We start from the raw sequence: 23,664 nt of genomic DNA, 5'->3' as shown, positions 1-23,664 counted from the left end.
ACATTGGGGCTGGATTTATCATCTATCCGTTATATATAAATTAGTTTGCTTCTTCTATTCCTAATTTAAATCCTGTTTCTGTTTCTGTTTCTGTTTCTGTTTCTGTTTCTGTTTCTGTTTCTGTTTCTGTTTCTGTTTCTGTTTCTGACAAGCGTATCACTTAATCGTGATGTGGTTTCAATGCTTTTTCGTAGTTTTCAGAAACTTTATCCCAGTTAATGACGCGGAAGAATTCCTTGATATAGTCTGGGCGACGGTTTTGGTAGTGCAAGTAGTATGCATGTTCCCAAACGTCTAAGCATAGAATGGCTTTTTTACCTTCTAATAGAGGGTTATCTTGGTTTGCAGAGGATGTAACTTCAAGATTACCTTCTTTATTCACTACAAGCCAAGCCCAACCAGAGCCAAAGCGTGTTGCTGCCGCCGCGGAGAAGCTTTCAACAAAAGCGTCATAGCCACCAAGTTCAGCGTCGATAGCCTCTTTTAAAGGACCTTGCAATTTGGAAGTGTCTGGTTTTGTCATAATTTCCCAGAACATAGTGTGGTTCTTGTGACCGCCGCCGTTATTGATAACAGCTTGACGGATGTCCTCTGGCACATTAGCGATATCGCCGAGAATGCAGTCTACACAGCCATAAGCAAGATCAGGGTATTTCGCGATAGCAGCGTTTAAATTATTAACATACGCTTGATGGTGCTTGTCATGATGCAATTTCATTGTTTCTGTGTCGATAACAGGCTCAAGATAATCATAAGCATATGGTAATGGTGCGAGTTCGAAAGGTTTCATAATAGTCCTCCTTAAATTTAGGGCATGGAACGATATGTATCAGTACGTATCGTTCTGGTGAAAGCGTTTCGATGCACCTGCATCGGTTATTTATTATTGATATAAATTATCATTCTTTTTTTATTGTACACACTATATAGAAAATCGTCAATGTATTTTCCCATAGAAAAAGGCTATAGGATTTCCTATAGCCTTTGGGTTCAATAATAAGGTAATTATTCAACGATACATTGGCACATTTTCATCGTTGTTAACGCCGCTTGGTGAGACTCTTCTGTAACGCCAGCACAGCAGCTAGAATCTACATAAACAGGGATTTCTGGTAAACCAGCTTTCAATATAATAGCATTAGAAACAACACAAATATCTGTACATAAACCAACGAGCGTAATTGACTCAATAGGGTTGACCGAGTTCATCCCTTCCAAACGAGATAATAGTTCAAGGGATCCAAAATTTGGCTTATCTACGAAGGATACAGGGCTCATGATAGGACGACCTTCTGCGGCCTCAATTAAACCTTTTACAATATGCCAGCCTTCTGTATTCTTAACACAATGCGTAACAGGTAAGAACTTACCCTCTTGGCTTTCAAGATAATTAGTATCATGTGTATCACGAGTAAAGATGATAGGCCCATCAAAACTTTCAATTTTCTTGCGCACATTATCTACGATCAACTGCGCTTGCGTTGAACCAAGGGCGCCATCTACGAAATCTTTTTGCATATCGATAACAACTAGAACCTTTTGCATAGTTCCTCCTGTATATAGTCTACAAAGAATACATTAATATTCACTACACTACTAGTTATACTCTTAATTTTAGATAACATCAATAGCAAGAATTTATGCTTTTTCTTCAGCCAATGCATGGTGTACCCGATGAGGTTCATTATGCGCCAATTTCCCTGCTGCAGCCGCTGCCACAGCACCTACTAAATCATCGAGGAATGTATTACAGCGACCACCCTCTTCACTGTCTAGCTTTTTGATAATACCCGGTTTTACCTTGTCTAAATAGCCATAGTTTGTAAAACCAATAGAACCATATAGATTAACGATGGAAAACGCCAAGATTTCATCGATACCATAGAGGCTTTCATCATTAGCCACGATGCGTTGCAACGGCTGAGATAATTTATTTTGTTCCGTCAACTTGTCTAGCTCGATGCCTGTAATAATCGCATTGTGTACTTCTCGTTTTGAAAGTACAGACGCCACATGTTCACGGCATTCTTCAATCTTTAAATTCGGCATGTATGGTTTTTGAACGTATAAAACGAGCTCTGCAATATCCTCTAACGTAACGCCTCGCTCCGCCAGTAGGTCGTAAGTATATTTCTCTAAATCTTTTGTAGACTCCATAAATGCTCCTTTATTTTTTCTTAGGCTTATCTCCGGATAACATAACAATACTAACCGGAATCGTTATTACCAACTCTTCCTCCGTATCGACATGCTTTGCGTTCCAAGCCGCCTCTTTGGCAGCCTCTTCAAAGATAGGGTAAGCCTCTCGATCTAATTTCCAATTATTAGGCCCTGCTTCAACAGCCACGATATTGCCCTTATCATCGGTCTTAATCTCCACGGGAACAATCAAGGTGCCGTCAGCACCCGTTTTAAAAGCCTCACTAGGAATGATGACATTATAAGAGATTTGTTGCTGTAATTCATAGGTACGCTTATCTGTGGGCCTTAAATCCGCCGCTAAAGAACTAACAGTTCCCATCATAGATGCCAATACAGCCAGTAACACAACACGTTTTACCATAATTTCCTCTCGTCTAAATACTCTCACACTACACGCATTCTACGTTGATTATACCATTTATGACATGAAAAAATCCCTACCGAATATATCGATAGGGATTCCTTTTATTAGATTTTTTTAACCATTTCAGATTTCAATGCCATTGCACCGAATCCATCGATTTTACAATCGATATCGTGGCCATCGCTAGCATCCGTGATGAGGCGAATGTTTTTAACGCGCGTACCTTGTTTCAATACGCCCGCGCCTTTTACTTTGAGGTCTTTTACAACAACAACTGTATCGCCATCAGCTAGCTCGTTGCCGTTAGCATCGCGAATGATACCTGCTTCAGCTGCAGCTTGTGCGTCAGCTGCTGTCCATTCATTGCCACACATAGGGCAGATAAACATATGACCGTCTTCGTATGTGTACTCGTCGCCACACTTAGGGCAGTTAGGTAAATTTGCCATTTAGATCTCCTTTTCTCACTACATAATGAAAGTATTATACCATATAAAACTTTATTCCACTAAAATATTATAACCACACTATAAAATAGTTATATCTCTATTAATCAATGCTTATTGTATCGCATATTAGTTCGCATTATAATAATAATGTAGCCGACGAGGTTGGGCCTCTCTTCTTTTTAGAAGGGGGTGAAACTATGAGTGATTTTGAAATTTTATCAATTGTCATAGATATTCTGACAATTCTCATTTCATTCGGGTCACTTATTGCCCTTATTTGCTTTACAAAAAGCAAATAGCCCTTCGTTACAGCTCGTAGCTAGATAAAACGAAAAGGCCATTTCCTGATTTTTTCAGTTTTTTGAGATGAGCCTGACGTCTCTACTCGCTCGGCTATCTACTCATATTATAGGTTGAATACCATATATCGTCAAATTATGATTAATAGGAGGCATGTTATAATAACCTGCCTCCTATTTTTATACTAATAACGAAAGAGCCATTAACGTGAGTTAGGTTCATCTCCGTCTTTTCGAGGGAGGTGACATTATGACTGTATACGAAGCATTATCATTAATGATTTTATTCGCTACCCTCGTAGTGTTAATTCTTAAGAAATAATCAGTTATTTGATTATAAAATAAGATAAACCTAACGTTTAAGACTAAGTACTGCAATACTTAGACACGTTAGGTTTATCAAATTCATGTTTCTTTGATGAGCCTAACGCCTAGAACACGTTAACTGGCTCTTTTGTACTTATAGTATAGTCTGAATTCTAGTGACTGTCAATTTGCTATCCAAGGCGTTTGCGCAAGATAGCATAGAGAATCATGCTAATTATAACGCTCATAACGGCTTGAATGGTGTTAGTCAAAATACTAGCAATGGCTACGCCTGGATCGAATACGAAGTATTCAGCGATGAAGTAGCCGGCTACGATAATAATACCACCTACGATAGTTGCCGCTAAGGCAGAGGTAGTGGTCTTATTGTTATAAACAGTACCGACAAGATAGCCTTCAATGCCTTTCACCACAAAGGTGATTGGTACAAAGACTGCGTAGCCGAGGAATAGATCAGCTAGCGCCGGGCCGAGAGCACCAATATAGGCGCCGTATTTTCGACCTAATAATAGAGCTGATGTCATAATAACGACATCTCCAACATTGAAATAGCCGCGAATGCCAGGTACTGGAATTTTCGTGTACATGGTAAACAGTGTTGCGAGGGCAATCAATACGGCTGTGAGTACTAACGCGGACGTAGTACTGCGGGTTTGAACGTGTTGCATAGCGTCCTCCTTATAAAGAAAATAGGCATGTGAATAATTACATCACATGCCTTTACTATATACCTTTACGATAACACCTGCAAATAAAAGGAGTTAACTATAGAAAATACTATTAATCGTACTCCTCAAAACGTTCTTCCACATTGTAGAGAACCTCGCAGTCACAGCCGCCACCTTCGTTGACGATCCAATCTAGTACGCTTTCCACATCTACCTCTTGTTTTTCCAAGAATTCTCTGGTGAAAGTCAGACTATGGTCGCAACCGTCATTTGCCTCTAACTTCTCGTCTACATAGTCAAAGAGATTCCAAAACAACTCTTCGTCCATTGGCAAACTATCTTTAAACGATTGCTTTTGCTTATCTGCATAAGCTTTTAATAATTCCTTTTTACGCGCTTTATCCATGATAATAATTTCCTTTTATAAACTTAACAAATTGATACAAGTACGTTCCCATTAGCGTCTAGCACTTGTTTATAGAAGCGTTTCATTTGTTCGAAATCATGAAGAAGTTCGTCTTTGATTTCTTCCTCTTCCTCATCGTAATCCCAAATATCTGGATATAACTCTGCCTCTTTGCAGGCTGCCATATCAAAAGATTCAAGAGCTTCTTCCATATCAAACTGCTCTAGAGCTGCCACGATATCTGCTAATTTATCATGTTCAGTATACGCCAAATAATCCGATAGTTCTTCAACAGCGGTTATGCCAAGTACAGCTTGACTAAGAGGATTATTATCATCCTTATGGTCAGTGCTTACGCCAGTTAGCACAAAGTGAAGTACATCCCACATTTTATCGATATCGAGCAATAATTCATCGTCGTCATTCCACTCTTCAACGCTTTCAAGAATTTCCTCCTCTTCTGAGCCCATAGCTTTAAGCTCTTTTAAATTTGCATCGCTTAAACAACTATAATTAGCAATCAAACCCATAGTCTAAACCCTCCGTAGATAACTAGTAATCTGTAATCTCAGTAGATATGTAATAATCTGTAATCCCCTTAAATATTTAGCACTCTATCTCTTATTTAGTACTCTATCTCTGTCAGTAAGTCTAGTAAATTAGCTTCTCCTTCATGAGATTTATCTAATAACGGAATAGCTAGTAAAAGCACTTGCAGGGAGTAGTAATAGAAGCTAAAGAATAAATCATCAGGGAATACGTCCTCTTCCTCATATCTAAGAACATCTTCGTCTTCATCATATTCTTCCGACCAAAGGTATTCTTCGTTGAGCATATCCTCAAAGTTCGGCAAGGGGTCTGCATGCTCTAGCATAAGACCATCTCGAATGCAGTCAGCAATCACAGTAAACAACTCAACCAATTGTTCTGCCAAATACTGAGCCACCTCATTATGAACGCTCTCTTCCTGGGCTTTCTTAAAAATACGAAGCAAGAAAATCATGGCAAATGGTGTAGCATGCCACAACGTCGATTGATGCTCAATATTAAGTGCTAGCTCTTCACCAGCCGCATCAACAGCTTCTATGCTTTCCATCTTCCATAAAACATCAAATTGATTAGGAAAATCTGTGCCCCGTCCATAAGAGGTCGTTAACCGATGCCACGGTATATCACTGACTTTTACATTTTCTATGTATTTTTTAGTCATAGTATCCATTGTATTTACACCCTTATAGTAACCTTTTATATGTACATTTTTATATGCATCTCTTTATATGTATGCCCATATAGTAACGCCTTTGGCCACTGATTATTTCTCAATAACCGCTTTCACCAATTCATAAGTATCTATAAGACGTAGTTTTCCAATCCGAGGGCTATCTGTAATCTCCTCATAGATGTCCTCCAACGTGCCTCTTGGTGCTAGTGTCCATAGTTTACATGGATAGAGTTCAACGGTTCCGATGATTTCTAAATTTTCTAGCAACAGGCCTAGGTCCTTATGATTGAACCAACAGTCTGTATCGATACCAAAATTTGTATTATCTTTTCGGCATGCGATTTTGCTATTTAGAAAGTCCTCCATTGTTGGTTTTTCTTCTTGTAAAAGCCGCGTACAGGCTAAATGGTACTCGATTTTTCGCGGTGATTGATCCACGTCAGAGACGAATATAGCACCATACTCGTTTTCAAACTTAACAGCTAATACATCGCCCACCTTAAAATAAGGTTCTCGCTTCGTTTTAGATTTACGAACCTTAATCGGCTTTGGATTTTCACTTTGTAGCTGTTCGGCTAGCTTATCTAATACCTTTCGACGCTGTTTAAGGGCCTTACTATCGATGTCTAGCCAAAACTCATGAGGGCCCTGAGCGATTATATCTAAGGCTTTCTCTTTGACGTCATCTGGTAGATGACCTATCTTCCACAGCGAATAGGCCACAGCAGTCCAATAAATTTCTGTGTAAAACTCATCAGTGCAAAAATTTTGTTCCTCACCTAAAATTTCAGAAATGATTGTATCAATACTGACGCCATCCTTGTATCGTTCAACAATATCATTATAAATATCATGACCGTCATCACTATCTATGATCTTTACTCCATCAATTGCCATACGATTCTCCTATTACAACACAAAACCTCTTGAAACACTCTTTTATTGCTGATTATTTTCCCATTTTACATATTAAAAGAATAGACTTTCATAAGGCGTAATACTACCATCTTCTTCATGGTAAAAGCCTTGGTACAGAGGTTCTCGATGTGCTGCATCATAAAACTTTTGTAATTCAACAGCCACATTGGCTTCGGAAGGCATACCTAGCGCCTTAACAACGGTTTCCCATACATCCATTTCTGTATAAGAAGCAATTTCATCATGACGCTCATTGGCATAGGCTTCAAGAGTACCCATGTCTGTATACTGGCTGGAGTCACAATAATCATGCCAGCAAATGCTATACACCAATAAATGGATTAAATCATCTATACTTTCAGCTATACGACCACATTGACCTTCGCTGCTGACATAACCGATAGAGCCATCCTCTAATTGATGATATTCACCGCCAGCACCATCACGAGCAAAAGCCTTTCCATCCATAGAAAAGGTACATTTCCCCTCAATCTCATCGCGTTCTGTAGGTTCATCGAGCAAAAAGAAATCAAACAGAGCATCAAAATCTGCTGCCAAGTTGGAATCTTCATGTAATATTTTTAAATAATCCATATTTTTATCCCTTATTATTTCTCCTATTTGCTATCTCTTATCGTCTCTATCTGATTGTCCTAATCCATCTCACCATGAGCTGCTACAAACTCATCTTTAATCTTTTGAATTTCTTTTTTAGCGACCATATACTGCTTTAAGTCTATTTGTCCCTTTTCTTTTTGTTCAATTAAGGCTTTTTCTTTGTTTTTGATTGTAATCCAATCTAACTGTACACTAAAGTCAGTATTCACACCGTCACTATTTTCTCGTAAAGCCAGTAGTGCAAATACTTCGTCCATGTCGAGATTAAACATGTTACTTTCAATATTGATAGGTTCAAAATAGTAACGAACTGTATCTGCCCCAAACTCATCGTTTAAATTGGCCCATTCTGCCCCTGAAAGCACGGTAAATCCGATCGTATCGTTTCCAAGGCTTTCAGTAAACCAACGCACCTCATAGTCAGGCTGAACGAAGTCGTTGAAGTATTTGATCGTTACATCTCGATCTTTCTCATCACCGTAAGGAATTTGCAGTTCTTTATCGCCCTTTTGTAGCACAATATCGTCACCATAGAGCTTGCCATTGTTAACGGTTTGAATATCGATAGGCTCATCCATCATATCATTGAAATAGCGCACCACATCTTCGTCATCCTCACGCCAGTCAATCCAGATGATGGCTTCGGAATCAAATAAATCATCTAAATCCATATCATGACTGAAGAAATCTTTGACTAATTTATACATATCTTCCATGGTCTCTCTCCTATATATCACTTATATTTTTAGGTAGAATACAACACCAGTATCACCACTTTAAAACAACTCTATAAGGTTTCGTATATCACATCTTGTTGAACCGTAAAGTTTTCATCAAAAGAAACCAAAACATATAGATGCCCTGCCGGGGATTCTCCCACATCATAGCCTAGCGCAAATGCGTCGTAACAACCTGATTTATCTAACATTATATCCGTTAGTGTAAGTACAACAGACTCTTCTTGCGGTATTTCCTTTTGTATAATTTCCTGTGCTAGTTGATCTAATTTATCTAATTGAACATATAATTGTTTCCATATTGGTAGTGAAAGCACCTCAGCCTCAGTATAATTGGTGCAACTAATATTAAGTTTTTGAAAGGCTTGTCCTTCATTCTCTAAACAATTAGTGCCCAATCTGCGAGATACAAAGTAAACGCCATACGGTTCTTCAGACCAGCTTTCAACATTCCATAATGTCATTAATTCCGATTTTCTCATTAGGATGCTCCATTAATTGATTATCCTGCAATATCCGCATCAGTAGGATTTCCATCTGCATCAATATGAGCTATGATACAGTGCCCCCAGAAGATATCATCGTCGTCATAATATACCTCTATGGTGCCATCATTGCGAAACGCCAATTCTCCCATCGTAATACGCTTGGCAAATATGTCTGACGTAATCGGATCTTGGTCGTCATTGTCAAGCCAATCATTAGCAAGGTCTAGCAATTTTTCACTAATATATACGCTAATTCGTTGTTCAAATGCTTTGAAATTACCTATTGTATTGAAAGCAGCCAATGCTACAGTACAGCTTTCATCAGAACCCTCATCTACATCAAGGGTGAATGCATAATCATCAATTCTCGCTGTGTAATATTGATACTCACGATTTAACAGGAAGTCTCCCCTATCGGTATGAAGGTATTTAGGGGTTTTCAAATACGCCGACAACGCCTCTAACTCGCTATGTTTAGCATGTTCCTCTAACACCTCAAGCACATAATAGCGATTATTCCAAGAGGGGCGCATATAGCCCAAATCCTCTAAGGGTTTTGCTTTCTTAACTAATAATTTATAGACCCCATGGGGCTCAAAAGAATAACCCCATCTATCTTCAAGGCCTTCAATAATCCACGTCAAAATACCTTCGCTACGGTCAAGCACACCAGTTCGAGTATCTAGGATAGCATCGGTATCCACCAGTGGTCTATGGTACTTATCTAAATAAGGACTAGCCCCATTCGCATCACTGCGCGGCAATGCATAAATTTCAAACTCTTCCGATTCAAATTCTGCTTCATATTCTGGTAGACGTACAATACTCATATGACTCTCTCCTATTTATCACATACAAGCAAATATATAACTAGTCTATAGCCTAACACCATCATAATCGCTCAGCTACATCGATTCTATGTAATAGCTCTTTAGCTAGTTCTTGGACTCTTTTGAATTCCTCATTTGAAAGCACCATAAGTACAAAGCTATCTGTTCCTGTGTCCATGCCTACTAACGTATAGTTTTCCCACGTAGAATTAAGACTAGCACACCAGTCCATAATAACTTGATCTTCATCTAATGCTGCTGTATCAATAGTTAGATTTTCTCTAGTATCTAAAGACTTATTACGTATTAACTTCTGTACATGATAAATAAAATCCTCTAGTTCACATTTACAGTCTAACTCTACGGCATATCCTATAGAGAGTAGTTCCTCATAGAAGTTCCACCAGCTATCTTCCAATTCTTCCAGGGAGCTCAACTTTACCTTGGTCATAAACGATTTAGCTTGTTTTGCATCGCCTAGCAACAACGTTGCTAACTCTGTAAATGTAGATCGCATCTGATCAATATCTAGATACACTGCTTCTACACACAAACTATAATCAGGTACTCTGCGTTTTTTCATAAAAGCCCGCATCATCTTCACTGCGTCAGGATAACTTACATCAGCCATACGATAGGTCTTGCCATCTATATCTAAGAATAAATCTACTGCATCCTGCGTTTTACCTACACGTGCTTTCATGGCTGTACATCCATCGATGGCATGAGGTGGGTATAACTCCATGTACATATAAAATCCATCATGCATAGCCTTTAAGGTATTATCTATTCCGACTATATTAAAACCGTTTCCATTAGAACCAGGGCTCTTCAAGCGCCATTCTTCAAAATTATCAAATAGTTTTTCTTGAATCCAATTGTAAAAGCTCATATACACTCTCCCCCATATACTGTTGCTTACATATAATGTTTAGCTGACTATGTAACTAATATGTAACCGAATATGTAACTGAATATATATCTTAATTATATCATTATTAAGGAATACTTATAATAAAAGCATAGGATAAAAAAAAACTCCTACAAGAAAAATCTTGTAGGAGTTTTGATTATATTATTTAGATTCTAATTTAGCTGCTAATTCAGTATATTTTCGTTCTAACTCATTATATTTTTCAGCTAAGTCTTTCATATCTTTCTTAAGTTGTGCTGCATCTTCAGTAGTTACCTCTTCAGAGCTTTTACCAAATTTGAAATTAGCACCTAAGCTAATAGAATTACGGCCGTTACCAACGGTAGTAGCAGCATTAAACATGGTGTTTTTATTAGGACGATAGAAGGCACCTAACGCCGCTGCATTAGCATTTTTATAGTTACCAAAGCCAACGGAGTAGGACCATTTATCATGTTTATCGAAATCTAATGGATGCAAGCCAGCGAGTGCTGCAGAAGCCGCCGCTATGCTAGATACTTGTTGATCAGTGTAGGATTTAGCTTCATTTAAGCTATTAGCGCCACCATTAACAATACGATTATTTAATGTATTAATATCGCCTTCTATAGTAGTGATGCGGTTTTCATGATTATCTACTACATCTTTAATAGCGTGTAGTTGGGAACCATTGACTGCATCTGTAGATGTAGCAGACACACGACCTGCCGCTACATTTGTAATGGTACGTTCTGCACCACTATCACCAATGCTCAATGTACCAACCGCATTTCCACCAGCAAAGTTATAAGTTCTGCCGCCAATAACACCGGAACTAGTAGACACAGCTGTATCTGTAACAGACTTAGCACCTAGTGCAATACTGTTATCTGTAGCAGCCTTCGCATTTGTACCAATAGCAATCGAATTTTCATTTAGAGCTTTAGCTGCATTGCCGATCGCAGTAGCGTTTTTACCAGAAGCCTCTGCAATGAAACCAATGGCATTAGATGCAAAGCCTGTCGCTTTAGAAAGGCCAATCGCATTAGCCGCTCTGCCAGAAGCTACAGAAGATACCCCAAGTGCTGTGGAGTATGTATCAGATGCTTGCGCATTATCACCGATAGCAGTGGATTGAGCACCAGTTGCTTTGGAAATAGTACCTACTGCAGTACCACCCCAACCAGTTGCTACAGAGTCAGTACCAATGGATACTGCTAATTCATCTGCTGTCGTATTTCTACCAATTACAATGCTACCCGCTTTAGCAATATTTGCGGCTTTGCCGATAGCAATAGAATCCACACCAGTTACAGATGCATTTGTACCGATAGCGATACCATTTTCCTTAGTTGTACTTGCACTATGACCGATTGCTAAAGAGTCCTTTTCTGCTGCATTCGCTAAAGTGCCAGCAGCAAAGGCACTTTTACCAGCACTAGTAGAATAATTACCTAATGCCACAGCGTCTTCATTAGAAGCCACTGTTTTAAAGCCTAACGCTGTGGAGTACGCACCGCTAGCATTCGCATAGGAGCCAACTGCAGTTGTATTCATAGCCGTTGCTTCTGCATTAAAACCAAACGCAGAGGACTGATTACCTGTACCACTCGCACTATAACCTACTGCTGTAGCGTAATCATTTTTTGCTTTTGCATTATAGCCAATCGCTGTACCCATGTCATTATTGGCCTTTGCATTGTTACCGATAGCAACAGTATTTTGAGCAGTTGCTTCAGCTTTACGACCAATAGCATACGCATCATCATACGTTGCTTTCGCACTGTCGCCAAAGGCAATAGCATTATTACCTTGAACCTTAGCACCAGTACCACCTACCAAAGCATTATTGCCTTTAACGGTGTTATTCATGCCTAAAGCCACAGAGTTCTGACCATCAACGCTATTATGGTTACCAATTAATAAAGAGTTAATTGCATTGTCATTATTAACCTGTTTAAAGCCACCTACAATATTATTCGTACCACCAACATTATTGCTAGTACCTACTACCAAGCTGTGAGTAGCAGAGTTTGTATTATACCAACCTGCTACGATACTTCCCGGACCAGATGCAGTATTATTAGTACCAGAAGTGATAGTATCATTAGCGGAAGGTCGAACGGTATTCTTGTCGCCACCAAGCAATATATTTTTTACAGGGGAGAACATACCCTGCTCAACTTTATTATCCCCACCATAGGCAATAGAATTTTGCATGTTTAATGGCGCTGCAGTGGTAGCGCTAATATCTAAGTTAGATGCAGCAAAGGCTGTTGTAGTAATACCGGCGGTAATCATAGCCGTTAAAAGTAATTCTTTTTTCATGTGTTTTACCCCTTTTTAAGACAACACAAACAATATACTCAAAAAAAGATTCAAAGTTACCTGATGAAACCTGAATCGTATAGCACCCTCTATGCACCATTCATGATTTAACATGAATAAAGTATGAATATTACTCTAATATTATAATTCTAGCTCATAAGAATTGCAAGAAAATACAAAAAAGAAGGTATACGGCTTTTATAAGCCGTATACCTTCTTTTCTATACTGGTGCGCCTAACCGGAATCGAACCAGTGACACGCAGTTTAGGAAACTGCTGCTCTATCCTACTGAGCTATAGACGCATGTATACTTTATTATATCGTTTTTAATAAAGTATACGCAAGGCATCCTTATTGTTGTAGGTATTGGTTATTCACTTGTTTTTGTTCTTCTGGGCTAAGGTTTTGGTAGCCTTTTGCTAATGCACTTACCCAGGACCCGTAGGCAGGATTTGGGAATACTACAAAGGTAGTACCAAAGTCTTCTTTATGTTCATCGATGATAGCATTTCTTTCAGCTAAGGTCTTACCTTTTGTGCCGATTGGGAAGTCCCCTGCATTATCACCCATATACAAAATGACGTTGTATTTCTTAGTGATTGCATCAAAACGAGGTTGTTTATCAGAGTCTTTTTCGAATAGTAGTACATGTTCTTTATCGACGGATGGGAATCCTAGTTCCTTAAAGTTTTGTACTGTTGCATCATAGTTAACAGGTGCATAGCGGTTTGAAACGTAGAATATTTCTACCCCTTGTTTATGTACTTCATTTAGGAATTCAGCGGCACCTGGCATGGCTTGCGATTTACCTTGGTGCACAGCTTGACGCCACCAAGGAGCATCGAAGCGACCATTGCCATTAGCAACGCTTTCACCCATCAGTTTAGTATTATCCACTACGGTTTCGTCCGCATCAAGAACGATAGCAAGAGGTTTTCTTTGATGAGATGGATCCGTAACGGCCATCTTAACAAGATTTAGCGCCACATTGTACCCTTGATACGCCAGAGCTCTGTACTCCGCAGAGGTACGCATCCATAAGAGCCCCATTGTTTCTGTTTCGGCTTGGTACTGCTGTTTTTGCTTGAGCGCCATCTGCTCTGCTTGTGCGGCCGCATCATTCACCGTTGTCGGAGAATCCGCCTGTACTACAGAACCTACGCAAAGGCTACCGCCAAGACAAGCCACCGCTACATACCATGCCAAACTACTATGTTTCATAATTGCCTCCTAACCACATTTGCTCTCTGTATACATCCAATACACAATGTAATTCTACATAATTATACTAAAGTCCTCCATAGATTTATATATTTTTAGAACTAAAAAGAGCCTATACACCATACCGACAATCAATTTGATGTAGGTGGTTGTATAGGCTCTTTGTGGTTTATTTACATAAATTAGTTAAGAATTGTGTGTGCAAGTTTATAGGATTGTTTTGTGTCTTTTAAGAGATCATTTATGTAAATATAAGAGAATTTTATTAGAGATTTGTTAGTTTATTTTACATCGCTGAAATCGATATTCATGCCCAAAGCTTTAGCTACACCTTCACCATAAGCTGGATCACATTGGTAACAATGTTTTGCATGGCGTTCTTTGATGAAATCAGGTACGCCATCCATAGCTGCCGCTGTATTTTCAAACAAGATTTGTTGTTTTTCAGGGCTCATGAGACGGAACAATTTACCTGGTTGTGTGTAGAAGTCAGAATCGTCTTCATAGAAGTCATATTGGTATGCTGCACCAGATACATCTAGGCCAGGGTTTTTGAATTGTGGTTGTTCAGCCCATTCGCCAAAGCTATTCGGTGCATAGCCAATAGTAGAACCACTGTTACCATCCATACGGCCTTGGCCATCACGATGATAGCTATTTACAGGGCATTTAGGGGCATTAACAGGGATTTGATGGTAGTTTACACCTAGACGATAACGTTGTGCATCCGCATAGGAGAACAAACGACCTTGAAGCATTCTATCAGGGGAGAAGGAGATGCCAGGAACGATAGTAGAAGGTGCAAATGCAGCTTGTTCTACGTCTTGGAAGTAGTTTTCAGGGTTGCGGTTAAGCTCCATTACACCGACTTCAATCAATGGGAATTCATCGTGATACCATACCTTTGTTAAGTCAAATGGGTTGTATGGCATGTTGTTAGCTTGTTCTTCTGTCATCACTTGAATACATAATTTCCATTTAGGGAAATCGCCGCGTTCGATAGCATCGAAGAGATCACGTTGATGGCTTTCACGGTCATTAGCCACAATTTCAGCCGCCTCAGCGTTGGAGAGGTTTTCGATCGGTTGTTGGCAAACCCAGTGGAATTTAACCCATACACGTTCATCGTTTTCGTTAATCAAGCTGTATGTATGGCTACCAAAACCATGCATTGTACGGTAAGATTTAGGAATACCACGGTCACTCATTACGATTGTTACTTGGTGAATAGCCTCTGGCAAGCTAGTCCAGAAGTCCCAGTTTGCTGTCGCATCGCGAAGATTTGTTTTCGGATTGCGTTTTACAGCACGGTTCAAGTCAGGGAATTGCAATGGATCGCGGATGAAGAATACTGGTGTATTGTTACCTGCAAGGTCCCAGTTACCTTCTTCTGTGTAGAATTTTACAGCAAAACCACGGATATCGCGTTCCGCATCAGCCGCACCACGTTCGCCTGCCACTGTGGAGAAACGTACGAATACCGGCGTTTGTTTACCTACTTCAGAGAACAGTTTTGCTTTTGTATATTTTGTAATGTCATTAGTTACTGTGAAAGTACCAAATGCGCCGGAACCTTTAGCATGCATGCGGCGTTCTGGAATTACTTCACGCGCAAAATGACCTAGTTTCTCCATCAACCAAACATCTTGCATCAATACAGGACCGCGTTTGCCTGCTGTTGCAGAATTACGATTATCCGGTACAGGAGCGCCAAAGGCTGTCGTTAATTTCTTTTCATCACTCATGTTACAAACTCCTACTTAGAATAAAAAATAAGTAACAATATGCTATCTTAAAGATTTTATGAAGCATATAGTTACATTAAAATCAATAAATATTAACAATCAATAATCATTATTTATGATTACGACTAAATCGTAACACATTTCAGTATAAATAACAATCTGAAATCTTAATCAACTGTGTATACATGTTCTCATTAAAAAAACAATACATGAGAAAAGCCTATAGGAAATCAATCCTATAGGCTTATTACATTGCTATTATACAGAGATACTAATATTCACGTATAAAGCTAGACTATGTTATGTATTAACGTTATGTATTAATCTTATGTATTAATCTTATGGGCACCTGCATGATTCAAAACATTTTCTTTTACATCATTTACAGGATCTATTGTAGTAAACAGTTCAGGTTTCCAATCTACCGGTGTCACTGTATTGTTAAATGTATCTACTTTTTGTCCATTAAATACATTATTAACCGTAGTAAGTTGTTTTCCCTTAAATACTTTCACAAATGATGTATAATCTTTACCCACTATATCTGCTACATTGTTTTCTGCATAAATTTGAGAGTCCTTTCCAACCCCTAGTGAGTACGCATAAGCATATTCGCTATTTGAAGCAGCATCAGATGCAAAGTAATTGTTATACACATGAACCTGACCAAATCGTACTCTTGGTGTACGTTGCACTACATTATGGAAGTAATTATGATGCAAGGTTACATGTAATTTACCTTCATCTGCTACCTTTGAATCACTACTACCAATCAACATAGCTTTATTGTGGTTTTCAAACGTAGAATAGGAGATAGTAATATAATCTGCTTCATTAGTAATATCTACCAATCCATCTCTATGCTCGTATTTACGGCCAAAGTATTTTTCTACTGTTTCAGGGCCATCTTGGAATGAACTATGATCAATCCAAATGTGAGTGCCACCTTTTATAGAGATACTATCATACTGAGAATTCCAGTTTCCTTCTGGTCCATCACTAGGATCCCAAGCAGGGAAATAGTCATAAGGAGATTCAAATTGAATATTTCGTATGATGATATTATCTGCATCAAGCACCAAGTTTACACCTTTTAATTTTGCATTGTCCATGCCAATGATGCTTGTATTCGCCGGTACATGAACAGTAATAGACTTACTTTGGTTCTTTTGTGACGCCTTGCGCTTTGCTTCCTGCTCATCTTTTACACTTTTAAGGGCTGTGCTATTAGGTTTATGAGTTTCTAAATATTGTTGAAAGTCATAGCCATCAACCATGTAATCCTTCATAGTTAATGGTTTACCATTATCATCAGTATCGAAATCTATAGTTCCATACACTAACACAATCTTAGGGGTAGTATTTTTTCGATTCTTGAGGGCTGTTACGAATTCTTTTTTATTCGTTACTTTAAACACATTCTGCTCGGTAGCATTAGCACCACCAGTAGTACCATTGCCTACAGCAGCAAAGCCGTCCTGTTTTGGTAATACTTCTCGCATAAAGGTAGGACTTTCCGCAGAACTTTTAGAAAAGTTAATCATTACACCCACGATTAACACCATAAGTATCCCTATAGATAGGATTATCTTTTTCATACATCTTTCTCCTTAATTTCCGCTATATTGCAGCATCTGTTAGTACTATACGCTTGTCATAACTATAGGTATAGTAAAAAAATCCCTTTATCATAAAACATAACAATAAAGGGATCTCATTTTAATTACGCCGGACGACTCCAGTCGACTTGTACGTCGATGGCTTCCCACATGCGTGTTAAGGCTAATTTTAAATTATCTAAAGACTCTAATGGTTTTACGTTCAACCGTTCATACGTATCAAGACCTGTGGCATGCTCGATAGCATGTTCATCGTTTAAGTAAGCAATTACTTTATCGATCCACTCTTGCTCAGGTAATTCTACGGACACTGTTTTTGCTTCTGTGTCATAGGACAAGAAGCCGTTGCTGTTGATGCCATAATGGATGGCTACACGAAATAAACTCATATCTATACCTCTCTTGCGGTAATTTATTAACACTATACCCATATTGTAACACGAATAATTATATTTACGAAAGTATTCAATATAAACTTTATAAGCCTTTTTTATCAGCTTGTATGAGCTCCACATCTTCTCGATCTGACTGGGCATACACAGCTTGATCTGACTGGGCATCCACAGCAGATTTTAGTTCTGACCGCTTTCTACGTGGTCCATTATCTCCGTGAAAGCGTTGCCACAGTGCGCCGCTCATGACTGCGGTTTCACCAAATTTAGACTCTAACGAATCTAACACGCTGGCGAGCTTATCCTCAGTTTCATCTTGTAGAGATTCAAAGAGGCTGTCCTGCATAGGCACCTCTTCATCGAGACCACTTACGGTAAGGCCTAATAGTCGTATAGGACCTGGAGGATCTATCCATCGGGTTTCCTCAGAAGAATACGTAAAGGATTTAGCCTGTACCTTAGTTGTAGCACCTAAGGATTCAAGCTCTTTTGCTTTTCCTTTAGGTTTCTTGCTCGTCTTATCTTGCATGAGCTTATTCCACAGGAGCAGAGCTGTTTCAAAGAACACATGCTCATGGTCTGATGGTGTGTCTAAGCGCTTTTGTCTCGACACGGTAGTAAAGTCATCATACCTCACCTTAATCGACACGGTATGCCCTAACAGGTTACGTTTTCGCAATCGTTTTGATAGTCGATTCGCAAAGTATCTAAACTCTAATTCAATAGCACTACCATCAGTTAAATCTTCTTCATAGGTTTCTTCCGCGCCAATAGATTGTATTTTACGATCAGTTTCTACGGGTCTTTCATCAATGCCATTCGCCAATTCCCATATGCGGCTCGCTTGATTGCCTACGAGGGGAATCAAACTGCTTTCATCAGGCAAGGCTTGAATATGACGCATCAAGTGAAAGCCACCGTTTTTCAGAATTTTTTCCGTACGAGGACCAACGCCCCAAATGCGTTTAATAGGAAGCGGAGCCAAGACCTCTCTTTCACGGCCATAGGGAATGACCACAAGACCATCAGGTTTATCTAAATCGGAAGCCAGTTTAGCAAGGAATTTATTTGGCGCTAAACCTGCAGAGATGATCAGCCCTGTTTCCTCAAATACACGGTCTTTGATAGCACGGCCAAGTGCTTTAGGACCACTGTACATGGTGGACATGCCACTCACCTCAAGAAAGGCTTCATCGATAGAAAGCGGCTCGATGTAGGGAGTAAATTCTTTCATAATAGAAAAAATCTGTTCCGACACCTCTTTATATCGATCCATCCGCGGATATACATAGATGCCATCGGGACAGAGTTTCTTGGCTCTTGAGATAGGCATAGCAGAATGAACACCGAATTTACGCGCCTCATAGGAGCAGGTCGCAACGACGCCACGTGAAGAAAGACCACCCACGATAACGGGGTGGCCTTTATATTCTGGATGATCCAGTTGTTCGATGGACGCGAAGAATGCATCCATATCAACATGCATAATCCATCGTCTCATTGTTACGCTTCTTTTTCGTGCTCAGAAATACGGCAGTATTTAATTTGTGCGCAAATGCACTCATCCTTGGATTTATATAATTGAGGGATGATATCTAAAATATCGCCAAATGTAGCTTCATTAATGGAATAACGAGTCCATAAGCCATTACGTTGAGAGTTAACTACACCTGCATCAATTAAGATCTTCATGTGGTAGCTCAACGTAGATTGAGACAAATTGAAGCTAGCTAAAATATCAGCTGCACATAATTCATTGCAAGACAACATATCGATGATGTGTAATCTTGTTTCATCGCTTAATGCCTTGAAAATCGTAGCTAAACGTTCATAAGAAACTTCAACCATATTTTTAACTCCTCAAATCCGTATCAAAAAATGTCAATCTACTTTCTTGACTCTATTATATACTATTTCTTAATGTAAATCTATTTTTTTCTTTATATTTGTATCTTAATAATTTATTATGAATACCAATTTTACATAGATGAGTAATTTTTACCACATTATAAACTCATTTAAGCACGTCATAGTTTGTATATCGTGAATATTTTAAACAAATTTTCATCTCATAGATTTATTTAGTTATACATCAAATCGTATATATAAAGATTTGATGCAATATTCTTCTATAGAATTTTCGATATACACATTTTCTGATAACCGTATAGCATAATTCGATATACCGCACTACATTAGCTACCGAAAGGATTAGATATAAAGTATAATTTTTGTAGTCTAAACCATTTCATTACAAAAGGCTCCTCATAGAGGAGCCTTATCTGTATAATTCTATAAATCGATTGCATAGCAGCAAAATTTTAAAAATTATACCGCTATATCGATATTATCGAATATAATCATTTGTATTATATCAAATTAGTATAACTTAGAATACATTTACTAAATCGATAGTTTGGCTACGGTTAGGGCCAACGGATACGATACCCAAAGGTACGCCTGTTACTTCTGCAATGCGTTCTACATATTTACGAGCATTTTCAGGAAGTTCTTCGTATTTACGGATACCGGAGATATCTGTTTCCCAACCTGGCAATGTTTCGTACACTGCTTCGCATGCTTCAAGATCTTTCAAGTTAGCTGGGAAGCCTTCTACGTCTTTACCATTCAATTTATAACCTACGCAGATTTTTAATTCTTTGAAAGTATCAAGAATATCTAAACGAGTGATAGCGAGGTAATCAAGACTGTTAAGACCTGCAGCGTATTTTACAACCATAAGATCTAACCAACCGCAACGACGAGGACGGCCAGTTACAGTACCGAACTCATGACCAAGTTTGCGAAGGTTTTCACCAGTTTCATCAAGAAGCTCTGTAGGGAATGGGCCTGCACCAACGCGTGTTGCGTAAGCTTTTACTACGCCGAAGATATTTTTCAAGTAGTTAGGGCCTACACCAGCACCTGTGGAAGCACCACCTGCGATTGGATGAGAGGATGTTACGAATGGATATGTACCATGATCAAGGTCGAGCATAGTTGCTTGTGCGCCTTCGAACAATACTTTTTTATCCTCTTGAACGGCTTTAAGAACAGCAATATTTGTGTCTGTTACATATGGTTTCAATGCTTCAGCGTATTTGATGTAATTCGCTAAGATTTCATCATAGTTTACGCCTTCTGCTTCATATACTTTAGTAAGGATTTTATTTTTGAATTCTACGTTGTACGCCAATTTTTCTTTGAATGTTTCAAGGTCGTACAAATCGCACATACGAATACCAACGCGGTTGATTTTATCTGCGTAGCAAGGACCGATACCGTTTTTAGTAGTACCGATTTTAGCATCGCCTTTGGATGCTTCCTCTGCATTATCTAAAGCGATATGATATGGCATAATAACATGCGCACGGTCGGAAATTTGAAGGGATTTAGCGGATTTACCTTGTTTTTCAAGACCTTCAATTTCTTCTAACAAAACTTTAGGGTCGATAACAACACCAGTACCAACGATATTTTGTTTGTTATCGTACAAAATGCCGCTTGGTAAAAGGCGAAGAGCAAACGCTTTGTCATCTACTACAACAGTATGACCTGCATTATTACCACCTTGACTGCGCACTACAACGTCTGCACGTTCCGCGATCCAGTCAACGATTTTACCTTTACCCTCGTCACCCCATTGAGTGCCGATAACCATACTTGTTGCCATATCTATATCCTCCATGTGAAAGTCTAAATAATTCACTAACATTATACAACAATGTTCGGACTCTGTGAAAGTATTTATACAAATTCAATTTTTAGTTTCTTGCCGAATGCATGAGCTATTTTCTGCAACGTTTTTAAAGATGGATTACCATTGCCATTTTCAATCTTACTAATATCTGACTGAGTAATACCTGTTAACTCAGACAACTGCATTTGTGTCATATGAGCAGCTAGGCGCGCCTCAACTATATTCTGAATGATTTGGTACTCATCATCTAACGCATCCCACTCTTTTTTAAACTTCGGATTTTTCAATTGTTTCTCTAAATATTGATCTAACGTTTCCATATTATGTATACCTCTCAATATAATCGTTCTTATATTTAACAGCTAATTCAATAGCATTCTTCGGTGTTTTAACCCAAAACAACAGAAAACGTATCCATCATATTTCTCCTAGTACTAGAAGAAATCTTTACTTAAATTATATGTTAAAACATATATTCAGTAAAGATACAGAGATATAGAAATTTGAAGTCTTACTATATCCAATATAAGTATCTGGCCCCTTAAAGTAAACAAATGGGAGGTGACCAATGGTCACCTCCCAGATATTGACATTTTAACTAGTCAAAGTATTCTATTTTAGTAATTTAATACAACTATGTTATCAATGTCTTCCTGTCACTCAAGTACTATTTAGGTTCTTTTAGCCAGAAGCTCATTAGGAGCCCCATCAAGCCAACAGGTATCAGTGTCATCAAAGCAGTTTGGACGTCATAGATGTCTGCTAAGTGTCCAATATAAGGTGCTACTAGGCCGCCTAAGGTAATGCCAAGTCCTAGGGTCACACCTGATGCAAAGCCTGCATTTTTAGCGAGGTATTTTTGACCTAGTACGGTGATTGGTCCGTATTGCGAGAATACGCCAAATGCCATAGGTATCATGGCACCGAAGAAGCCCCATACATTTGGCACAAAGATAAATACTAACACAGATGGCAAGAAGATGAGATTGCCTAAGCGAACTGTTTTAAGGAATCCTAATTTATCGGATAAAGCCCCACCCATATAGGTGAGAACAGCACCCATCGCAAAGTACATGGTAAGAGCTAAGCTCGACGCACTAGCTTCGCCGTTGATAACGGTAATGTACAGGATAGGAATGAAGATAGATAATACGGAGAACAATATAGATCGTGAAGCGATTACAAAGAATAGCTTGCCGAAGCTCGCCCAATCATTTGTCCCTACATTTGTAGATTTAGCAAGACCTTTGCTTTCACCAGCATCATCGGTATCCGTAGAGCCTGTGAAGGCATACACATACAGCAATACGCCAATCAAGGCAATGGCGGTGAATACCCAAAGGAAGTGACCACCAAAAACGTAGACGCCACCTGCAATGAGAGGCCCCAACGCAAAGCCCGCACTGCCGCCTACGGCAAAGCGGCCCATGGCGTTGCCAATTTCATGAGATTGCGTACGATTCACAAGGAGCGCCGCCTCAGGATGGAATAGTGCCGCCCCTACGCCCGCTAAAAGTGACAAAGCAAGAATCATTTCATAGCTCGTGGCTAGCGCCATAGCGCTAATGGACACGAGAGTCACCGTAAAGCCTGCAGGAATAAACCAAGGTACGCGCCATCGATCGGCCACATAGCCCAATGCAGGCTGCGCGATGGAGGCCACCACGGTGTTACAGAAAATAATGGTAGCCGATTGATAGTAATTAAGGCCAAAGTTAGCGATAAAGAACGGTATCAAAGCCGCCAACGAACCTTGACCAAAGTCATTAATACAATGAAAAATAGGCGGTCCGTACTTTCGTATGATACGTTTCATATAACCTCCTAAGATAAATAAAAACAGGTAGATATAGCCAACGCCTAATGCATGTCCCATAGGCTTGTTGGTCTATACCTACCCTAGTCTTTCATATGTTATATGGGAAGTACCCTACAATTATAGGCCAAAGCGAGCCATGATTGTATCAACATGTTTCAATAATTTATGAGGATCGAAGCATGCATCGATTTCTTCAGCAGTCATGTATTTCTTGATATTTTCATCAGATTTAAGACCTGTAGCGAAATCTTTGCCTTCAAGCCAGCGTTCCATAGCGTATTTTTGAACCCAACGGTATGCTTCGTCACGCACCGCACCTTTATCTACAAGGTGAGTCAAAATAGTTTGACTGAATACAAGGCCACCTGTAAGGTTAAGGTTTTTAAGCATTGTTTCAGGATATACTAACAATTTATCGA

General features: G+C 39.1%; 26 protein-coding genes, 1 tRNA gene and 1 pseudogene. 1 reads left to right on the top strand and 27 read right to left on the bottom strand.

The features are described from left to right. Positions 1 to 160: 160 nt before the first annotated feature. The 5 genes from Q0F90_RS01100 to Q0F90_RS01080 form a co-directional block, all read right to left on the bottom strand. Positions 161 to 790 carry a superoxide dismutase gene (locus Q0F90_RS01100; protein WP_296002373.1) on the bottom strand — a complete coding sequence of 210 codons (630 nt, stop codon included), beginning with the start codon at positions 788 to 790 and terminating at the stop codon, positions 161 to 163. Positions 791 to 1,005: 215 nt separating this feature from the next. Then, on the bottom strand, positions 1,006 to 1,545 hold the full coding sequence (locus tag Q0F90_RS01095; RefSeq protein WP_296002371.1) for a cysteine hydrolase family protein: 540 nt from the start codon (positions 1,543 to 1,545) through the stop codon (positions 1,006 to 1,008). 93 nt (positions 1,546 to 1,638) lie between these two features. Further along, positions 1,639 to 2,157 (bottom strand): phosphatidylglycerophosphatase A, encoded by a 519-nt coding sequence (locus Q0F90_RS01090; protein WP_296002367.1) that lies wholly within the window; start codon positions 2,155 to 2,157, stop codon positions 1,639 to 1,641. A 10-nt stretch (positions 2,158 to 2,167) separates the two neighbouring features. After that, positions 2,168 to 2,563 carry a hypothetical protein gene (locus Q0F90_RS01085; RefSeq protein WP_296002364.1) on the bottom strand — a complete coding sequence of 132 codons (396 nt, stop codon included), beginning with the start codon at positions 2,561 to 2,563 and terminating at the stop codon, positions 2,168 to 2,170. A gap of 107 nt (positions 2,564 to 2,670) precedes the next feature. Beyond that, positions 2,671 to 3,015, bottom strand: a complete 345-nt coding sequence (locus Q0F90_RS01080) for a zinc ribbon domain-containing protein YjdM (RefSeq protein WP_004698208.1) — start codon at positions 3,013 to 3,015, stop codon at positions 2,671 to 2,673. Between the two features lie 549 nt (positions 3,016 to 3,564). Between Q0F90_RS01080 and Q0F90_RS09185 the strand changes: the two genes are divergently transcribed. After that, the gene (locus Q0F90_RS09185; protein WP_219565824.1) at positions 3,565 to 3,636 is read left to right on the top strand and encodes a putative holin-like toxin; all 72 of its coding nucleotides are present in this window, start codon (positions 3,565 to 3,567) and stop codon (positions 3,634 to 3,636) included. Between the two features lie 175 nt (positions 3,637 to 3,811). Here Q0F90_RS09185 and Q0F90_RS01075 read toward each other — a convergent pair whose 3' ends face one another. The 22 genes and pseudogenes from Q0F90_RS01075 to Q0F90_RS00970 all read right to left on the bottom strand — a co-directional run. Next, positions 3,812 to 4,309 carry an ECF transporter S component gene (locus Q0F90_RS01075; protein ID WP_296002361.1) on the bottom strand — a complete coding sequence of 166 codons (498 nt, stop codon included), beginning with the start codon at positions 4,307 to 4,309 and terminating at the stop codon, positions 3,812 to 3,814. Between the two features lie 112 nt (positions 4,310 to 4,421). Next, complete coding sequence (locus tag Q0F90_RS01070) at positions 4,422 to 4,715, bottom strand: DUF2695 domain-containing protein (RefSeq protein WP_296002357.1); 294 nt, start codon at positions 4,713 to 4,715, stop codon at positions 4,422 to 4,424. Positions 4,716 to 4,738: 23 nt separating this feature from the next. Next, positions 4,739 to 5,245, bottom strand: coding sequence for a YfbM family protein (locus Q0F90_RS01065; protein ID WP_296002353.1), 507 nt, complete (start codon positions 5,243 to 5,245; stop codon positions 4,739 to 4,741). A 95-nt stretch (positions 5,246 to 5,340) separates the two neighbouring features. After that, positions 5,341 to 5,934, bottom strand: a complete 594-nt coding sequence (locus Q0F90_RS01060) for a hypothetical protein (RefSeq protein WP_296002349.1) — start codon at positions 5,932 to 5,934, stop codon at positions 5,341 to 5,343. A 93-nt stretch (positions 5,935 to 6,027) separates the two neighbouring features. Beyond that, positions 6,028 to 6,834, bottom strand: a complete 807-nt coding sequence (locus Q0F90_RS01055; protein ID WP_296002347.1) for a hypothetical protein — start codon at positions 6,832 to 6,834, stop codon at positions 6,028 to 6,030. 72 nt (positions 6,835 to 6,906) lie between these two features. Beyond that, positions 6,907 to 7,449 (bottom strand): hypothetical protein, encoded by a 543-nt coding sequence (locus Q0F90_RS01050; protein ID WP_296002345.1) that lies wholly within the window; start codon positions 7,447 to 7,449, stop codon positions 6,907 to 6,909. A 59-nt stretch (positions 7,450 to 7,508) separates the two neighbouring features. Further along, positions 7,509 to 8,189 carry a hypothetical protein gene (locus Q0F90_RS01045; protein ID WP_296002343.1) on the bottom strand — a complete coding sequence of 227 codons (681 nt, stop codon included), beginning with the start codon at positions 8,187 to 8,189 and terminating at the stop codon, positions 7,509 to 7,511. Between the two features lie 71 nt (positions 8,190 to 8,260). After that, entirely contained in the window at positions 8,261 to 8,692 is a 432-nt protein-coding gene (locus Q0F90_RS01040) for a hypothetical protein (protein WP_296002339.1), read from the bottom strand. Positions 8,693 to 8,712: 20 nt separating this feature from the next. Then, on the bottom strand, positions 8,713 to 9,528 hold the full coding sequence (locus Q0F90_RS01035) for a DUF2262 domain-containing protein (protein WP_296002336.1): 816 nt from the start codon (positions 9,526 to 9,528) through the stop codon (positions 8,713 to 8,715). A gap of 61 nt (positions 9,529 to 9,589) precedes the next feature. Beyond that, positions 9,590 to 10,420, bottom strand: coding sequence for a DUF6630 family protein (locus Q0F90_RS01030; RefSeq protein WP_296002333.1), 831 nt, complete (start codon positions 10,418 to 10,420; stop codon positions 9,590 to 9,592). Positions 10,421 to 10,603: 183 nt separating this feature from the next. Beyond that, positions 10,604 to 12,748 (bottom strand): YadA-like family protein, encoded by a 2,145-nt coding sequence (locus Q0F90_RS01025; protein ID WP_296002330.1) that lies wholly within the window; start codon positions 12,746 to 12,748, stop codon positions 10,604 to 10,606. Positions 12,749 to 12,975: 227 nt separating this feature from the next. Further along, positions 12,976 to 13,052: transfer RNA gene (locus tag Q0F90_RS01020), tRNA-Arg, on the bottom strand. Between the two features lie 48 nt (positions 13,053 to 13,100). Further along, complete coding sequence (locus Q0F90_RS01015) at positions 13,101 to 13,970, bottom strand: 5'-nucleotidase, lipoprotein e(P4) family (RefSeq protein WP_296002326.1); 870 nt, start codon at positions 13,968 to 13,970, stop codon at positions 13,101 to 13,103. A 281-nt stretch (positions 13,971 to 14,251) separates the two neighbouring features. After that, on the bottom strand, positions 14,252 to 15,715 hold the full coding sequence (locus tag Q0F90_RS01010) for a catalase (protein WP_296002322.1): 1,464 nt from the start codon (positions 15,713 to 15,715) through the stop codon (positions 14,252 to 14,254). A gap of 326 nt (positions 15,716 to 16,041) precedes the next feature. Then, the gene (locus Q0F90_RS01005) at positions 16,042 to 17,313 is read right to left on the bottom strand and encodes a polysaccharide lyase family 1 protein (protein WP_296002320.1); all 1,272 of its coding nucleotides are present in this window, start codon (positions 17,311 to 17,313) and stop codon (positions 16,042 to 16,044) included. A 125-nt stretch (positions 17,314 to 17,438) separates the two neighbouring features. Continuing rightward, entirely contained in the window at positions 17,439 to 17,723 is a 285-nt protein-coding gene (locus tag Q0F90_RS01000) for a hypothetical protein (protein ID WP_296002318.1), read from the bottom strand. Positions 17,724 to 17,811: 88 nt separating this feature from the next. After that, positions 17,812 to 19,227 (bottom strand): DNA polymerase IV, encoded by a 1,416-nt coding sequence (dinB, locus tag Q0F90_RS00995; RefSeq protein ID WP_296002315.1) that lies wholly within the window; start codon positions 19,225 to 19,227, stop codon positions 17,812 to 17,814. Positions 19,228 to 19,229: 2 nt separating this feature from the next. Then, the gene (locus Q0F90_RS00990) at positions 19,230 to 19,574 is read right to left on the bottom strand and encodes a helix-turn-helix transcriptional regulator (protein WP_296002312.1); all 345 of its coding nucleotides are present in this window, start codon (positions 19,572 to 19,574) and stop codon (positions 19,230 to 19,232) included. 541 nt (positions 19,575 to 20,115) lie between these two features. Beyond that, positions 20,116 to 21,399 (bottom strand): adenylosuccinate synthase, encoded by a 1,284-nt coding sequence (locus Q0F90_RS00985; RefSeq protein WP_296002309.1) that lies wholly within the window; start codon positions 21,397 to 21,399, stop codon positions 20,116 to 20,118. Positions 21,400 to 21,473: 74 nt separating this feature from the next. Further along, a complete protein-coding gene (locus Q0F90_RS00980) occupies positions 21,474 to 21,746 on the bottom strand; it encodes a helix-turn-helix domain-containing protein (protein WP_024062668.1) in 273 nt (90 codons plus the stop codon). A gap of 347 nt (positions 21,747 to 22,093) precedes the next feature. Next, a complete protein-coding gene (locus tag Q0F90_RS00975; protein ID WP_296002306.1) occupies positions 22,094 to 23,242 on the bottom strand; it encodes an MFS transporter in 1,149 nt (382 codons plus the stop codon). 120 nt (positions 23,243 to 23,362) lie between these two features. After that, positions 23,363 to 23,664: pseudogene (locus Q0F90_RS00970) on the bottom strand (adenylosuccinate lyase); the annotation flags it as partial.

The sequence above is a fragment of the uncultured Veillonella sp. genome (genome assembly GCF_934190855.1).
GTDB lineage: Bacteria > Bacillota > Negativicutes > Veillonellales > Veillonellaceae > Veillonella.
Note: the sequence above shows the minus strand (reverse complement) of the source record. Positions and strands in the feature narration are given on the sequence as shown.

What these genes read in the sequence shown, in the direction of transcription:
- Q0F90_RS01050 (WP_296002345.1), bottom strand. Translation starts at nt 7,449, where the DNA reads ATGGATTATTTAAAAATATTACATGAAGATTCCAACTTGGCAGCAGAT.
- Q0F90_RS01010 (WP_296002322.1), bottom strand. Translation starts at nt 15,715, where the DNA reads ATGAGTGATGAAAAGAAATTAACGACAGCCTTTGGCGCTCCTGTACCG.
- Q0F90_RS01075 (WP_296002361.1), bottom strand. Translation starts at nt 4,309, where the DNA reads ATGCAACACGTTCAAACCCGCAGTACTACGTCCGCGTTAGTACTCACA.
- Q0F90_RS01060 (WP_296002349.1), bottom strand. Translation starts at nt 5,934, where the DNA reads ATGGATACTATGACTAAAAAATACATAGAAAATGTAAAAGTCAGTGAT.
- Q0F90_RS01055 (WP_296002347.1), bottom strand. Translation starts at nt 6,834, where the DNA reads ATGGCAATTGATGGAGTAAAGATCATAGATAGTGATGACGGTCATGAT.
- Q0F90_RS01070 (WP_296002357.1), bottom strand. Translation starts at nt 4,715, where the DNA reads ATGGATAAAGCGCGTAAAAAGGAATTATTAAAAGCTTATGCAGATAAG.
- Q0F90_RS00985 (WP_296002309.1), bottom strand. Translation starts at nt 21,399, where the DNA reads ATGGCAACAAGTATGGTTATCGGCACTCAATGGGGTGACGAGGGTAAA.
- Q0F90_RS01080 (WP_004698208.1), bottom strand. Translation starts at nt 3,015, where the DNA reads ATGGCAAATTTACCTAACTGCCCTAAGTGTGGCGACGAGTACACATAC.
- Q0F90_RS01095 (WP_296002371.1), bottom strand. Translation starts at nt 1,545, where the DNA reads ATGCAAAAGGTTCTAGTTGTTATCGATATGCAAAAAGATTTCGTAGAT.
- Q0F90_RS01040 (WP_296002339.1), bottom strand. Translation starts at nt 8,692, where the DNA reads ATGAGAAAATCGGAATTAATGACATTATGGAATGTTGAAAGCTGGTCT.
- Q0F90_RS01065 (WP_296002353.1), bottom strand. Translation starts at nt 5,245, where the DNA reads ATGGGTTTGATTGCTAATTATAGTTGTTTAAGCGATGCAAATTTAAAA.
- Q0F90_RS01025 (WP_296002330.1), bottom strand. Translation starts at nt 12,748, where the DNA reads ATGAAAAAAGAATTACTTTTAACGGCTATGATTACCGCCGGTATTACT.
- Q0F90_RS00990 (WP_296002312.1), bottom strand. Translation starts at nt 19,574, where the DNA reads ATGGTTGAAGTTTCTTATGAACGTTTAGCTACGATTTTCAAGGCATTA.
- Q0F90_RS01100 (WP_296002373.1), bottom strand. Translation starts at nt 790, where the DNA reads ATGAAACCTTTCGAACTCGCACCATTACCATATGCTTATGATTATCTT.
- Q0F90_RS01030 (WP_296002333.1), bottom strand. Translation starts at nt 10,420, where the DNA reads ATGAGCTTTTACAATTGGATTCAAGAAAAACTATTTGATAATTTTGAA.
- Q0F90_RS01090 (WP_296002367.1), bottom strand. Translation starts at nt 2,157, where the DNA reads ATGGAGTCTACAAAAGATTTAGAGAAATATACTTACGACCTACTGGCG.
- Q0F90_RS00980 (WP_024062668.1), bottom strand. Translation starts at nt 21,746, where the DNA reads ATGGAAACGTTAGATCAATATTTAGAGAAACAATTGAAAAATCCGAAG.
- Q0F90_RS00975 (WP_296002306.1), bottom strand. Translation starts at nt 23,242, where the DNA reads ATGAAACGTATCATACGAAAGTACGGACCGCCTATTTTTCATTGTATT.
- Q0F90_RS01005 (WP_296002320.1), bottom strand. Translation starts at nt 17,313, where the DNA reads ATGAAAAAGATAATCCTATCTATAGGGATACTTATGGTGTTAATCGTG.
- Q0F90_RS01000 (WP_296002318.1), bottom strand. Translation starts at nt 17,723, where the DNA reads ATGAGTTTATTTCGTGTAGCCATCCATTATGGCATCAACAGCAACGGC.
- Q0F90_RS01035 (WP_296002336.1), bottom strand. Translation starts at nt 9,528, where the DNA reads ATGAGTATTGTACGTCTACCAGAATATGAAGCAGAATTTGAATCGGAA.
- Q0F90_RS01085 (WP_296002364.1), bottom strand. Translation starts at nt 2,563, where the DNA reads ATGGTAAAACGTGTTGTGTTACTGGCTGTATTGGCATCTATGATGGGA.
- Q0F90_RS01015 (WP_296002326.1), bottom strand. Translation starts at nt 13,970, where the DNA reads ATGAAACATAGTAGTTTGGCATGGTATGTAGCGGTGGCTTGTCTTGGC.
- dinB (WP_296002315.1), bottom strand. Translation starts at nt 19,227, where the DNA reads ATGAGACGATGGATTATGCATGTTGATATGGATGCATTCTTCGCGTCC.
- Q0F90_RS01045 (WP_296002343.1), bottom strand. Translation starts at nt 8,189, where the DNA reads ATGGAAGATATGTATAAATTAGTCAAAGATTTCTTCAGTCATGATATG.